This window comes from Streptomyces sp. NPDC025273 (assembly GCF_040638585.1).
Lineage (GTDB): Bacteria > Actinomycetota > Actinomycetes > Streptomycetales > Streptomycetaceae > Streptomyces > Streptomyces cinereorectus.
The window spans coordinates 73,210-86,091 of sequence record NZ_JBEZYP010000019.1 but is presented as its reverse complement, the minus strand read 5'-3'; the positions used below and the strand labels follow the sequence as shown (position 1 = coordinate 86,091).

Sequence of the window (12,882 nt, the reverse complement as noted above, 5' to 3'; positions counted from 1 at the left end):
TTTGTACTGCCTGCGCACCACTGCGACTTCTTGCCAACCGGAACGCCCGGAAATAGAGTCCCTTGCGTATTCACGATCAGGAACGTTGTTCAGAATACCGAACAACTCTTGATGTGTGGCAGTGGACCGGAAGGAAACACGGTGGCAGCAGCACCAGTCTGGAGTGTCGACCCCCGAACCGGGAACCCGCGTGAGCAGGTTGCGGTGGAGGCTACAGCGGAGGAGGTCGACCGCGCGGTCCGGGCCGCGCACGCCGTGCGCGACACGCTGGCCGACCGCACGGTGCGCGCCGCGTTCCTGCGGACGGCGGCCGATCTGCTCGCCGAGGCGGGGGAGCACGTCATCGAGGCCGCCGACGCGGAGACCGCGCTCGGCCCGGCCCGCCTCACCGGCGAACTCATCCGCACGGCAGCGCAGTTGCGGGCCTTCGCCGAGGTCGTCGAGGAGGGCGCGTTCCTCGACATCCACATCGACCACGCGGACGGCAGCAGGACCCCGCCCTGGCCGGACCTGCGCCGCTACAAGATCCCGCTCGGTGTCGTCGCCGTCTACGCGGCGAGCAACTTCCCCCTCGCCTTCTCCGTCCCCGGCGGCGACACCGCGAGCGCGCTCGCCGCGGGCTGCCCGGTCGTCGTCAAGGCGCACCCCGACCACCCCGCCACGTCCGAGCTCTGCGCCTCGCTCCTGCGCAGGGCTGCCGCACGGCACGGCCTGCCCGAGGACGTGGTGAGCGTCGTGCACGGCTTCGACGCGGGCGTCGAGCTGGTCAAGCACCCCCTCGTCGGCGCGGCCGGGTTCACCGGTTCGATCCGCGGCGGCCGGGCCCTCTTCGACGCGGCGGCGGCCCGCCCCGTCCCGATCCCCTTCCACGGAGAGCTCGGTTCCCTGAACCCCGTCGTCGTCACCGCGGCGGCCGCCGCCGAACGCGGCGCGGAGATCGGCGCCGGGCTCGGCGGCTCCATGACCATGGGCGCCGGACAGTTCTGCACCAAGCCCGGCTTCGTCCTCGCCCCGTCCGGCGAGGCCGGCGACCAGCTGCTGAAGTCCCTCACCGAGGCGGTCAGCGACACCGGCGCCGGAGTCATGCTCGACCACCGGATGCGGGACGCCTTCGTCGCCGGAGTGGCCGAGCGGGCAGCGCTCCCGGACGTGGACGCCCCCGTCACCCCGGGCGCGGGCAGCGAGCACACCGTCTCCGCGGGCTTCCTCACCGTCCCCGCCCAGCGACTCGCCGAGGAAGGCCCGCACGACGCGCTGCTGGAGGAGTGCTTCGGCCCCGTCACCGTCGTCGCGCGCTACGACTCCGAGGCCGAGATCACCGCCGTCCTCTCCCGCCTCCCCGGCAACCTCACCGCCACCCTCCAGATCGCGACCGAGGAGGCCGACGGCAGCGCGGCCGGCCTCCTCTCGGCGCTCACCCCACTGGCCGGACGCGTCCTGGTCAACGGCTGGCCGACCGGCGTGGCCGTCGCCCCCGCACAGCACCACGGAGGCCCCTACCCGGCCACCACCTCCACCTCCACGTCGGTCGGCGCCACGGCGATCGAACGCTGGCTGCGCCCGGTCAGCTACCAGTCGACCCCCGACGCCCTGCTGCCGCCGGAGCTGCGCGAGGACAACCCGCAGGGTCTGCCGCGCCGGGTCGACGGGCGGCGCGCATGACCGAGCGACTCCCGGAACTGCCCTTCGCCCTGGAGGCGTTCGGCCCCGAGGGCGGATGGGCGTACGAAGCCGGCGTGCTCACCGGCCGGGCGGGCGCCCGGCAGGACCGCTTCGTCCCGCCGGACGGCGACTCCCTGGAGCCAGCCTCCGACGCCCCGCGGCTGCTGGGCGTCGTGCCGGAGGGCGACTTCCGGCTGTCCGCCCGGGTGAAGGTGGCCTTCGCGGCGGCCTTCGACGCGGGGGTGCTCTACCTGCACGTCGGCGAACGGGACTGGGCGAAGCTCTGCTTCGAACTCTCCCCGGCCCGCCCGACGATCTGCACGGTCGTCACCCGCGGACACTCCGACGACGCCAACTCCGCAGAGGTGGAGGGCGACACCGTCTGGCTGCGGCTCAGCCGCACGGGCGACGCGTTCGCCTTCCACGCCTCGGCCGACGGTGAGAAGTGGACCTTCGTCCGCGTCTTCACCCTCGGTACGGAGCAGGAACGGGCCTCGGTCCGCGCCGGGTTCCTGGTCCAGTCGCCCACGGGTGACGGGTGCGAGGTTGCGTTCGACCGGATCGAGTACCGGCCCACCGGCCTCGGTGACCTGCGCGACGGCAGCTGAGCCCGGACCGGGTATCCGGTACTCGGAACCAGGGGACGGTCCGGCAGCAGGAGCCGGCTGCTGCTGATCGTCCTCACCGCCGCGTGCCGGTGCGTGACGTACGGCGACGGGTGCTCCGAGGGGCGTCCCGGCGGGAGTGACCACGGCACTCTTCGCTGCGTCGGCCCTGTTCGCATCCTGGAACCCGTCCCCCGGCGCGGGTCCGCGCGCTAACCGCCGGCCGTGTACCGCACGAAGTGCGCCCAGGGGGCGGGGGAGACGCTCAGGTGGGGGCGGGTGACGTCCTTGGAGTCGCGTACGAGGACGGTGCGGCCGGTGGTGGCGACCTCTACGCATTCGCCGCCCTCGTTGGAGCTGTAGCTGCTCTTCGACCACGAGAGAGCGCTGAGGTTCTGCACGTGTGCGTCGGCAATCATCGCTCTTCCAGCAACCTTTCGATCAGGACCAAGGACTCACGGGGGGTGAGTGCCTGAGACCGAATACATCCGTACCGTGCGGTCAGGATACGGACCTCCTCCACGTCGGTGATCAGTCGACTGATGTTCTGTACCTCAAGGTAGCCGACCTGTGGTCTGCCGGCCGGAGTGAGCAGGATGAACGGCCCACCCATGCCTGCGTGTTCGGGGCGGTCCAGCGGCATCACCTGGAGCTCCACGTTGCGCAGCCGCCCGAGCCGGATCAGCTCCTTGAGCTGCCCCTCGTGGACCTCCCACTCACCTGTCGGGCGGCGGAGGGCGGCCTCCTCGATCACGCAGCTCACCATGGGCGCGGGACGGCTCGTCAGCACTGACTGCCTGGCCAGCCTGGCCACTACGCGCTGCTCGATGGTCTCGTCCTCCAGCAAGGGCTTACGCATGGCGTACAGGGCGTAGGCGTGCTCAGCGGTCTGGAACAAGCCAGGAATGGTGTGGTTGCTGTAATAGGACAGCTCCACCGCCTCCGCCTCCAGCCGCGCGTAGTCCCGGAACCACGCCGGATGCTTCACCCGTGCCCGGGCCTTCGCCCGCGTCACGTCCTCCTTCGCGGCCCGCAGCAGCCCGCCCGCCCCCAGCGCGTCGTCCGCCGCGTCCAGGAACTCCGGCTGCGGCGTCCTGCGCCCGCACTCCAGCGAGCGGACCAGGTCCTCGCTGTACCCGAGCCGCTCGCCGAGCTCCCGCCGGGTGAGATCCGCCCGTTCACGGAGCAGCCGGATCTGGCGGCCGATCACACGGAACAGGTCCGCCGCGCCCTCCGAGTCGTCGTTCTACGAATCCGGACCGCTACGACTACGAGCGCGGCCGGGCGCTGATGACGGCCGAGGCGAACGCCGTGATCGCCGGCGTCCTGGACTCCGAACCCGATGCCGTGGTGCGCGTCGCCGACGCGCACGGGCCGTTCCGGAACATCCTGCCGGAGGACCTGGACCGGCGGGCCCGGCTGGTCCGGGGCAAGCCGCGCCCCCTGGGCATGCTCGGCGGGCTCGACGAGGGCACCGACGCACTGCTGCTCGTCGGCTACCACGCCCGGGCCGGTGAGGGGCCCGGCGTGATCGCGCACACCATGAGCGGCGACCTCCTCGACGTGCGCGTGTCCGGCCGGTCCATGGGCGAGATCGGTCTCAACGCCGCGATGGCAGGCCACCTCGGGGTGCCGGTCGTGCTGCTCAGCGGAGACGACGTCGCCTGCGCAGAGCTGCACGACTTGGTCCCCTCCGCCGTCACCGTCGCGGTCAAGGAGGCGATCGGTGCGGCGGCCGCCGTGACCCTGCACCCCCAGGAGGCCCGAGAGCGGCTGCGTACGGCGGCCGCCGAAGCGATCACGCGGAGCGCGCGGATCCCGCCGCTGACCCTCACGGGACCGGTGGACATCGAGGTCGACCTCAGCAGCCCGTTCTCGGTCGACCTGGCGACGTTGGTGCCCGGGGTCTCACGCGTCGGGGGCCGTACGGTCACCTTCACCGCCGCCGATTTCGCCGAGGCCTACCGCCTGGTCATGCTGCTCGTCCAGCTCGCGTCCATCAAGCCCGCCTGACCGGCAGCCCAGGTGGTCCGGCGGAAAGCCCTCGGATCGCGTCGCGCTGTATCGGGCGGCGGGGAATCAGTCGCCCCGGTCGAACGTTCAATGGGCGGCGGAGAGCGGCTCCGCACCCCTACGGCAGAGCTGGAGAGAAGAAGAGTCATGCGCGTCGAGATCTGGAGCGACATCGCCTGTCCCTGGTGCTACATAGGAAAGGCCCGCTTCGAGAAGGGCCTGGCCGGATTCGCCCACCGCGACGAGGTAGAGGTGGTCCACCGTTCCTTCGAGCTCGACCCAGGGCGTGCCAAGGGCGACACCGAGCAGGTGATCGGCATGCTGGCGCGGAAGTACGGGCGCACCCCCGAGGAGGCCCGCGGGATGGAGGCCAACGTCGCCGCGAACGCGCAGGCCGAAGGGCTCGGGTACCGCGCCGAAGGACGTGACCACGGCAGCACCTTCGACATCCACCGGCTGCTGCACCTGGCCAAGGCGCGCGGGCTCCAGGACGAGCTGCTGAGCCTGGCCTACCGGGCGAACTTCGCCGAGGAGCGCTCGGTCTTCGACGACGCGGTGCTGGTCGAGCTCGCCGTGGAGGCGGGGCTGGACGCCGACGAGGTCCGGGCGGTGCTGGCCGACCCCGAGGCGTACGCCGACGACGTGCGGACCGACGAGCGCGAGGCGGCCGAGCTGGGCGCGAACGCGGTGCCCTTCTTCGTGTTCGACCGGCGCTACGGGATCTCCGGCGGCCAGCCGTCGGAGGTCTTCGTCCAGGCGCTGGAGCAGGCGTGGAAGGACCGCCCGGTCAGCACGCTCACCCCCCTCGGCGGCGAGGCGGCGGCCTGCGACGCGGACGGTGCCTGCGAGGTCCCCCCGGGTGGGTCCGACGGGCACGCATAAGCACTCCTTGGGTATACCCCTTAACTCTTCGTGATTGACGAGAGGTTGAGGGGCGGTCAGGCTGGACGTATGGAGACGTCTACGATTCACCAGGTCACAGCCGCCGAGTTCGCACCGGAGACCACGTATCTCGACACGGCCGCCTGCGGTCTGCTGCCCCGCAGGACCGTGGAGGCCGTCAAGGAACTGGCCGACGACAACGCCGCGGGCCGCCGGGCCGGTGCGGGCAGCTTCGAGGCGGTGGACGGCGCCCGGGCCGGTTTCGCCCGGCTCGCCGGTGTCGCCCCCGACCGGGTCGCCACCGGCGGCTCCGTCGCCGCCCATGTGGGGCTCGTCGCCGCGTCGCTGGAGCCGGGCGCCGAAGTCCTTGCAGCTGAGGGCGAGTTCAGCTCGGTCGTCAGCCCGTTCGCCGTCCGCGGCGACCTGAAGATGCGGTACGTCCCGCTGGAGGAGCTGGCCGCGTCCGTACGGCCGGAGACCGCGCTCGTCGCCTTCTCGGCCGTCCAGTCCGCCGACGGCAGGATCGCCGACCTGGACGCGGTCCGGGCGGCCGCCGGTGCGCACGGTGCCCGGACCCTGCTCGACGCCAGCCAGTCGGCAGGCTGGCTGCCGCTGGACGCCGGGGCGTACGACTACACGGTCACCGGAGGCTTCAAATTCCTGCTGTGCCCCCGGGGCGCGTCCTTCCTGACCGTGACCGAGGAGGCGCAGGAGACGCTGCCCGTGCTGTACGCGGGCTGGGTGTCGGCGGAGGACCGCTGGAACAGCACGTACGGGCCCGTCCGGCAGCTGGCCGTCACCGCCAGGCGATTCGACGAACCGTCCGCCTTCCTCGCGTACCACGGGGCGGAACGCTCCCTGGAGCTGCTGGCCGAGGTCGGGGTCGACGCACTGCACGCCCATGCCACCGGGCTCGCCGCCCGCTTCCGCGCCGGGCTGGCCGGCACCGGGCACGAGGCGGTCCCGGGGGAGTCGGCGGTGGTCGCCGTGCCCGGACTCGGCAGCCGTGAACCCGAGCTGGCGCGGGCGGGGGTCAGGGTCTCGGACCGGGCCGGGAATCTGCGGGCGTCCTTCCACCTCTACAACACCGAGGCCGACGTGGACCGCGCGCTGGACGTGCTCGCCGGCTGACGCCCGCACGTGCCCGGCAGCCGTCACCCCGGGGCCGGGCCCGCCACGGGAGCGGCCCCGGCCGACACGGACGCCACCCCGGTACCGAGGGCACCAGGGGAGCCCGGACCGGCCGGCCCGACCGGCGGCGCTACGCCGAGTCCCGGCGGACCAGTTCGGTGGGGAGGATGACCGCGGCCGGGTCCTCCCCGCCGATCTGGGCCAGCAGCACCCGTACCATCTCGGAGCTGATCCGGTCCCACGGCTGGCGGACCGTCGTCAGCTGCGGGCGCGCCGCGAGCGCCGCGGGGGAGTCGTCGAAGCCGCCGACCGCGATGTCCTGCGGCACCCGGCGGCCCGCCTTCTCCAGTGCGGTCAGCACCCCCTGTGCCATCAGGTCGGACGCGACGAACACCGCGTCCGTGTCCGGTGCCCGCTCCAGCAGCAGCGAGGCCGCCGCCTCTCCGCCCGCACGGCTGTAGTCGCCCGGTACGACCAGCGCCTCGTCGTAAGGGAGCCCGCACTCGGCGAGCGTCGCCCGGTAGCCCGCCAGCCGCTCCACGCCGCCGGGGGTGTCCAGCGGCCCGGCGACCGTGGCGATCCGGCGGCGCCCCGACTCGTACAGGTAGCGCACCATGTCCCGGGCGCCGCCCAGGTCGTCCGCCGCCACATAGCTGACCTTCGACCCCTGGCCCGGGGGCTTCCCGCAGGCCACCAGCGGTACGCCGGCGTCGTGCAGCTGGGCGGCCACCGGGTCGCCGGAGTGGCTGGAGACCAGTAGCACCCCGTCCACGTGCCCGGCGATGTACCGCATGTTCCGGCGGCGTTCGGCCTCCGTCCCCGCGATCATCAGCAGCAGCGGGACGTCGTGCGCGGCGAGCGCCGTGGTGCAGCCGCGCAGCAGCACGTTGAAGTTCGGGTCCTCGAAGAACCGCTCCTGCGGCTCGGTCAGCAGGAACGCCACCGAGTCGGAACGGCCGGTGATCAGGGACCGGGCGTGCCGGTTCACGGTGTAACCGGTCCGGCGAATGGCGGACTGCACCGCGTCGAGTGCGGCCGGGCTGACGTTGTGGCCGCCGTTGAGCACCCGTGAGACCGTGCCCCGGGAGACCCCGGCCTCCCGTGCGACATCGTGGATCGTCGGCGGCCGGCGGCGTCCCGTGCCGTTCTGTTCTGTGCGGCTCAAGGTGCGTGATCTTTCATGGAGGAAGCCCTGTTGAGGAGTTGTCAGGACTTTACGGCGCCGGAGAGCAGGTCGAGGCTCCAGAATCGCTGGATCACGAGGAACAGCGCGATGAGCGGGATGATCGCCAGCAACGCCCCGGTGATGACCAGCGTGTAGAGCGCCGGGGTGTTCGAGCCCTGCTGCAGCAGTGTGTAGAGCCCCAGGGTCACCGGGAACTTCTCGTCGTCGCCCAGCATGATGTAGGGGAGCAGGAAGTTGTTCCAGACCGCCACGAACTGGAACAGGAACACCGTCACGAGCCCCGGCACCATCATCGGCAGCGCGATGGTCCGGAAGATCCGCCACTCGCCGCCGCCGTCCATCCGCCCGGCCTCGATCACGTCGGCCGGTACGGCGGCCGAGGCGTAGATCCGGGCCAGGTAGACGCCGTACGGGGAGAGGATCACCGGCAGCAGCACCGACAGGTACGAGTCGGTCATGTCGGCCTTGGCCAGCAGCAGGTACTGCGGCACGGCGAGGATCACCGGCGGCATCAGCACCCCGGCCAGCAGGATGTTGAAGACGGTCTCCTTCCCGCGGAAGCGGTACACGGCCAGCGCGTACCCGGAGACCGCGGACACCGCCGTGGACAGCAGGGCCCCCGCCCCGGCGTAGAAGGCGGAGTTGGCCATCCACTTCCAGTACACGCCGTCCCGGTACGCCGTCAGGTCGGCGACGTTGTCGGTGAAGCCGGAGCCGGGCAGGAAGGTGAAGGTGGAGAACAGCTCGCTGCCGGACTTGGTCGACGCGACCAGCACCCAGGCGACGGGCAGCAGGCAGTAGAGGGCGCCGAGGAGCAGCGCGGCCGTCGGGACGAGCGGGAACCGCCGGGGGCCGGTGGCGAGGGGCTGCGTACTCATCGGGAGTCTCCCTGCTTCGTACGGGAGTTGGCTGCTTTGAGGAAGCCGAAGGACAGGGCCAGGGTGGCCAGGGCGATGATGACCGCCTGCGCGGCCGCCGCGTAGATGTCGTTGTTGACGAAGGCGTCCTGGTAGACCTTCATCAGCGGACTCCAGGTGGTGGAGAGCGAGTTGGTCAGCGGCTTCAGGGTGGTGGGCTCGCTGAAGACCTGGAGCGTGGCGATGATGGAGAAGAAGAAGGTCAGGATCAGTGAGGGCGCCACCATCGGGATCTTGATCCGCAGCGCGATCTGCAGCTGCGAGCAGCCGTCCAGCCGCGCGGCCTCGAAGATCTCGGCGGGGATCGCCCGCAGGGACGTGTAGATCACGATCATGTTGAAGCCCGTGCCGCCCCACACCGCGATGTTGGCCAGGGACAGGTACAGCGGGCCGCCGTCCAGGAGGTCCGGCCGCGGCAGCCCCGCCTTGTCGAGCAGGTAGAGGAACGGGCTGACGTCGGGCAGGTACAGGAAGCCCCACATCAGCGCGGCGATGACCCCCGGGATCGCGTACGGCAGGAAGATCGCCAGCCGGGTGAAGCCGCGCAGCCGGACCCGCTCGGTGTCCAGCAGCAGGGCGAACAGCAGGGCCAGCCCGAGCATCACGGGGACGACGATCGCGCCGTACCCGAGGATGCGCAGCGCACCGTGCAGCAGCTCCGTGTCGGAGAGCGCGTCGGTGTAGTTGGCCAGGCCGGCCCAGATCTCGTCACGGGCACCCTTGCCGAGGCCGAGGCCCTTGACCTCGGTCCTGCGGAAGCTGAGATAGAGCGCGTAGCCGATGGGCAGGGCGAAGAAGAGCAGGAAGAGGACGGCTGCGGGGACCAGGAAGGCGTACGGGGCGCTCTTGACCCCGTACGGCCTCCTGCGGGGTGCGCGTGTCACTCGGAGACTCCGAAGCCCTGCTTCTCGAGGTCGGTGACCGTGGCGTCCTGCATGGCGGTCAGCGCGGCACCGAAGTCGGACTTCTCCTTGGCGGCCTTCGCGAAGTTGTCCTTGAACGCGGTGTACGCGACGTTCACGTTCGGGCCCCAGGCGGCGGGCGCGGTGCCCTGGGCGATCTTGGCGGCCTGGGTGTAGAAGTCCGGCTGGTTCGAGAAGTAGTCCGGGGCCTGGGACAGCGCCCCACCGGTCTGGGCGGCTGTCGCGGCGGGGTAGATGCCGCCTTCCTTGACGAGGGCGGCGAGCGCCGCCGGGTCCGTGTTCAGCCACTTCGCGAAGGTGGCCGCGGCCTTCTTGTTCCTGGAGTCGTTGGTGACCGCGGTGGAGGAGCCGCCCCAGCTGCCGGTGACGTTCTCGCCGGCCGTCCACTGGGGGAGCGGGGCCATCGCCCACTTGCCCTTCGTCTCGGGCGCCGCGGTGGTCAGGGTGCCCGGCGCCCAGACGGCGCTGACCCAGGCGACCTGCTTGCCGGTGTTGAGCGCCTTGTTCCAGGCCGGGGTGTACATCGGCTGGTTGTCGACGGCGCCCTCCTTGACCAGGCCGCCCCAGAAGTCGGCGACCTTCCGCGTGGCGGGGTCGTCGATCGCGACCTTCCACTTGTCGCCGCCGGTGGTCCACCACTGGGCCCCGGCCTGCTGGGCGAGACCCGCGAACAGGCCGGAGTCGTTGGAGGAGAACGTCGTGAGGTCCTTGTCCGGCGCCTTCTTCTTCAGTGCGCGGGCGGTCTCGGCGAACTCGTCCCACGTGGCGGGCACGGTCAGGCCGTACTGCTCGAAGAGGTCCTGGCGGTAGTAGAACATCAGCGGACCCGAGTCCTGCGGCACGGCGTACAGGGCGTCGGAGCCCAGCGTCGCCTGCTGCCAGATCCCGTCGGCGAACCGGCTCTTCGCGTCGCCCGCCTCCTCGGATATGTCGGCGAGGACGTCGTTGGAGACCAGGGTGGGGAGCGCCTGGTACTCGGCCTGGACCAGGTCAGGGGCCTTGTGCGCCTTGGCCGCCGTGATGATCTTGGTGACGAGGTCGTCGCCCGACGCCTGCTTCTTCACCGTGACCGTGATGCCGGCTTCCTTGCCCGGGCCCTTGTTCCAGAGGTCCGCGACCTTGTCCAGGCCGGGGGCCCAGGCCCAGTAGGTCAGCGAGGCGGGCCCGGCGGCGGCCTGCTCCTCGCCCCCGTCGTCCGACGAGCCGCAGCCCGTCAGCAGGGCGGTGGCGGCGAGCGTGGCGGCGGTGGTCACCGCGACGGTGCGGTATTTCATGGTTCTCCCCTGACGAGACCGGCGAGGCATCGGCCCAGTGGCCGAAAGGACGCTGTGAGCGTTCACAGTAGAGAAACGAAACCGACACTTGTCAATGGTTGTTGCTGTGCGGTTATGTTGGCCCTGCGCCGCCGAGAGTGTGTGTGCACGTTCCCAGAAGTTGTCCAAAAGAGCCAGGAGCTGTCCATGCCGCACTCAGAACCCGCTCCCGCCCCGGTCGGCCTGCACAAGCTGGCCTTCGGCGGCGACTACAACCCCGAGCAGTGGCCCGAAGAGGTCTGGCACGAGGACGTACGCCTGATGCGGGAAGCCGGCGTCACCATGGTCAGCGTCGGGATCTTCTCCTGGGCCCTGCTGGAACCCGAGCCCGGCAGCTACGACTTCGGATGGCTCGACCGCCTGCTGGACCTGCTGCACGTCAACGGCATCCGCGCCGACCTCGGCACCCCCACCGTCGCTCCGCCCGCCTGGTTCTACCGCGCCCACCCCGAGGCCCTCCCGCTCAGCCGCGACGGAATCCGCCTCGCCTTCGGATCACGCGGCGCGATCTGCCACAGCTCGGCGCCCTACCGCGCGGCCGCGGCGAACATCACCGAGCAGCTCGCCCGCCGGTACGCGAGCCACCCGGCCCTCGCGATGTGGCACGTCCACAACGAGTACGGAGTCCCCGTCAGCGCCTGTTACTGCGACAGCTGCGCCGTCCACTTCCGCCACTGGCTCGCCGGCCGGCACGGCTCCGTCGACGCGGTCAACGAGGCCTGGGGCACCGCCTTCTGGGGGCAGCGCTACCGCACCCTCGACGAGATCGACCCGCCCCGCGCCACGCCCACGGTCGGCAACCCCGCCCAGCAGCTGGACTACGCCCGCTTCGCCGACGCCACCATGCGCGAGAACTTCACCGCCGAACGCGACATCCTGCACCGGCTCGCCCCCGGCGTCCCCGTCACCACCAACTTCATGACCGCCCTCAGCCAGTGCGACTCCGTCGACTACTGGGCCTGGGGCCGCGAGGTCGACCTCGTCACCAACGACCACTACCTCATCACCGACGGCCGCCGGACCCACGTCAACCTCGCCATGGCCGCCGACCTCACCCGCTCGGTCGCGGGCGGAGCGCCCTGGCTGCTCCTGGAGCACTCCACCAGCGGTGTCAACTGGCAGCCCCGCAACCCCGCCAAGCGCCCCGGCGAGATGGCCCGCAACAGCCTCTCCCACGTGGCCCGCGGCTCCGAAGGGGCGATGTTCTTCCAGTGGCGCCAGTCCCGGCGCGGCGCCGAGAAGTTCCACTCCGCGATGGTCCCGCACGCCGGGACCGACTCCCGGGTGTGGCGCGAGGTGAGCGCGCTCGGCGCGGACCTCGGCCTGCTGGACGGCATCCGGGGCACCCGTACCGTCGCCGACGCCGCGATGCTCTGGGACTGGCAGTCCTGGTGGGCGCAGTCCCTGGAGTGGCGCCCCAGCGAGGACCACGACGCCCGCGAGCGCGCCGACTCGTTCTACGCCTCGCTGTACGACCAGCACCTCACCGTAGACTTCGCCCACCCGGAGGCCGACCTCTCCGCGTACCCCCTGGTCGTCGTGCCCGCCCTCTACCTCGCCACCGAGGAGACCGGCCGGAACCTGCGCCGCTACGTCGAGAACGGCGGCACCCTCGTCGTCTCGTACTTCTCCGGCATCGTGGACACCGACGACGCCGTGCACCCCGGCCCCTGCCCCGGCGTGCTGCGGGACGTCCTGGGCCTCACGATCGAGGAGTTCTCCCCCCTCGGCCAGGGCGAGACGGTCCGCCTGATCACCCCCGAGGGCGCCCCCGAAGGGCCGGACCTGACCGGCGACGTCTGGACGGACGTGGTGATCCCGCGCGGCGCCGGGACCGTCTGGTCCTACGCCGACGGCATTCCGGCCGGCCGCCCCGCCGTCACCCGCAACCGGCTCGGCAAGGGCACCGCCTGGTACGTCTCCACCCGGCTCTCCGGCCCCCACCTGGACACCGTCCTGGACCGGGCCCGCGCCGACGCCGGCATCGCGCCGCGCACCGGCCTCGCCCACGACGTCGAGGTCGTACGCCGTGCGGGGGAGAGCGGCACGTACCTCTTCGCGATCAACCACAGCGGCGCCGACACCGAGGTGGCGCTGGACGCCCCCGGCACCGAACTCCTCACCGGCGAGCCCGCCGCGGACCGTCTCGCCGTGCCGGCGGGCGCGGTGCGCGTCGTACGGCTCGACGGCTGAGGCGCACCCCCGCACGACACGGACGCACATCCCCGTTACCCGTTACCCCGCACAACG

Annotated in this window: 12 protein-coding genes; 6 read left to right on the top strand and 6 right to left on the bottom strand. The window is 71.6% G+C overall.

Features of this window, described 5'->3' with window-relative positions:
* The first annotated feature begins 141 nt into the window (after positions 1–141).
* Complete coding sequence (locus tag AB0F38_RS26340) at positions 142–1,662, top strand: aldehyde dehydrogenase (NADP(+)) (RefSeq protein WP_361898194.1); 1,521 nt, start codon at positions 142–144, stop codon at positions 1,660–1,662.
* Positions 1,659–2,270, top strand: coding sequence for a DUF1349 domain-containing protein (locus AB0F38_RS26335; RefSeq protein WP_361898192.1), 612 nt, complete (start codon positions 1,659–1,661; stop codon positions 2,268–2,270). Before AB0F38_RS26340 ends, AB0F38_RS26335 begins: the two co-directional genes overlap by 4 nt.
* Positions 2,271–2,479: 209 nt before the next feature.
* Here the strand turns inward: AB0F38_RS26335 and AB0F38_RS26330 are convergent, their stop codons facing one another.
* A complete protein-coding gene (locus AB0F38_RS26330; RefSeq protein WP_361898190.1) occupies positions 2,480–2,686 on the bottom strand; it encodes a DUF397 domain-containing protein in 207 nt (68 codons plus the stop codon).
* Complete coding sequence (locus tag AB0F38_RS26325; protein WP_361898187.1) at positions 2,683–3,477, bottom strand: helix-turn-helix transcriptional regulator; 795 nt, start codon at positions 3,475–3,477, stop codon at positions 2,683–2,685. Before AB0F38_RS26325 ends, AB0F38_RS26330 begins: the two co-directional genes overlap by 4 nt.
* A gap of 80 nt (positions 3,478–3,557) precedes the next feature.
* Here AB0F38_RS26325 and AB0F38_RS26320 point away from each other — a divergent pair, with 80 nt between their 5' ends.
* The 3 genes from AB0F38_RS26320 to AB0F38_RS26310 all read left to right on the top strand — a co-directional run bounded on the left by AB0F38_RS26320 (position 3,558) and on the right by AB0F38_RS26310 (position 6,293).
* The gene (locus tag AB0F38_RS26320) at positions 3,558–4,280 is read left to right on the top strand and encodes a M55 family metallopeptidase (RefSeq protein ID WP_361898184.1); all 723 of its coding nucleotides are present in this window, start codon (positions 3,558–3,560) and stop codon (positions 4,278–4,280) included.
* 147 nt (positions 4,281–4,427) lie between these two features.
* Complete coding sequence (locus AB0F38_RS26315; protein WP_361898181.1) at positions 4,428–5,162, top strand: DsbA family oxidoreductase; 735 nt, start codon at positions 4,428–4,430, stop codon at positions 5,160–5,162.
* 69 nt (positions 5,163–5,231) lie between these two features.
* Positions 5,232–6,293, top strand: coding sequence for an aminotransferase class V-fold PLP-dependent enzyme (locus AB0F38_RS26310; RefSeq protein ID WP_361898178.1), 1,062 nt, complete (start codon positions 5,232–5,234; stop codon positions 6,291–6,293).
* 130 nt (positions 6,294–6,423) lie between these two features.
* Here the strand turns inward: AB0F38_RS26310 and AB0F38_RS26305 are convergent, their stop codons facing one another.
* From AB0F38_RS26305 to AB0F38_RS26290, 4 genes are read right to left on the bottom strand one after another with little or no spacing between them, the layout of a single operon-like run.
* Positions 6,424–7,458 carry a LacI family DNA-binding transcriptional regulator gene (locus tag AB0F38_RS26305; RefSeq protein ID WP_361898176.1) on the bottom strand — a complete coding sequence of 345 codons (1,035 nt, stop codon included), beginning with the start codon at positions 7,456–7,458 and terminating at the stop codon, positions 6,424–6,426.
* Positions 7,459–7,499: 41 nt separating this feature from the next.
* Positions 7,500–8,357 carry a carbohydrate ABC transporter permease gene (locus AB0F38_RS26300; protein WP_361898174.1) on the bottom strand — a complete coding sequence of 286 codons (858 nt, stop codon included), beginning with the start codon at positions 8,355–8,357 and terminating at the stop codon, positions 7,500–7,502.
* Entirely contained in the window at positions 8,354–9,280 is a 927-nt protein-coding gene (locus tag AB0F38_RS26295; RefSeq protein ID WP_361898171.1) for a sugar ABC transporter permease, read from the bottom strand. Before AB0F38_RS26295 ends, AB0F38_RS26300 begins: the two co-directional genes overlap by 4 nt.
* Positions 9,277–10,593 carry an extracellular solute-binding protein gene (locus AB0F38_RS26290; RefSeq protein ID WP_361898168.1) on the bottom strand — a complete coding sequence of 439 codons (1,317 nt, stop codon included), beginning with the start codon at positions 10,591–10,593 and terminating at the stop codon, positions 9,277–9,279. Before AB0F38_RS26290 ends, AB0F38_RS26295 begins: the two co-directional genes overlap by 4 nt.
* Positions 10,594–10,779: 186 nt before the next feature.
* On the opposite strand from AB0F38_RS26290, the gene AB0F38_RS26285 reads away from it, so the two are divergent.
* Complete coding sequence (locus tag AB0F38_RS26285; protein WP_361898165.1) at positions 10,780–12,825, top strand: beta-galactosidase; 2,046 nt, start codon at positions 10,780–10,782, stop codon at positions 12,823–12,825.
* Positions 12,826–12,882 lie beyond the last annotated feature (57 nt).

Excerpts from the sequence above, each read along its gene's own strand:
- AB0F38_RS26320 (WP_361898184.1), top strand. The coding sequence starts at position 3,558 with ATGACGGCCGAGGCGAACGCCGTGATCGCCGGCGTCCTGGACTCCGAA.
- AB0F38_RS26300 (WP_361898174.1), bottom strand. The coding sequence starts at position 8,357 with ATGAGTACGCAGCCCCTCGCCACCGGCCCCCGGCGGTTCCCGCTCGTC.
- AB0F38_RS26310 (WP_361898178.1), top strand. The coding sequence starts at position 5,232 with ATGGAGACGTCTACGATTCACCAGGTCACAGCCGCCGAGTTCGCACCG.
- AB0F38_RS26335 (WP_361898192.1), top strand. The coding sequence starts at position 1,659 with ATGACCGAGCGACTCCCGGAACTGCCCTTCGCCCTGGAGGCGTTCGGC.
- AB0F38_RS26315 (WP_361898181.1), top strand. The coding sequence starts at position 4,428 with ATGCGCGTCGAGATCTGGAGCGACATCGCCTGTCCCTGGTGCTACATA.
- AB0F38_RS26330 (WP_361898190.1), bottom strand. The coding sequence starts at position 2,686 with ATGATTGCCGACGCACACGTGCAGAACCTCAGCGCTCTCTCGTGGTCG.
- AB0F38_RS26290 (WP_361898168.1), bottom strand. The coding sequence starts at position 10,593 with ATGAAATACCGCACCGTCGCGGTGACCACCGCCGCCACGCTCGCCGCC.
- AB0F38_RS26285 (WP_361898165.1), top strand. The coding sequence starts at position 10,780 with ATGCCGCACTCAGAACCCGCTCCCGCCCCGGTCGGCCTGCACAAGCTG.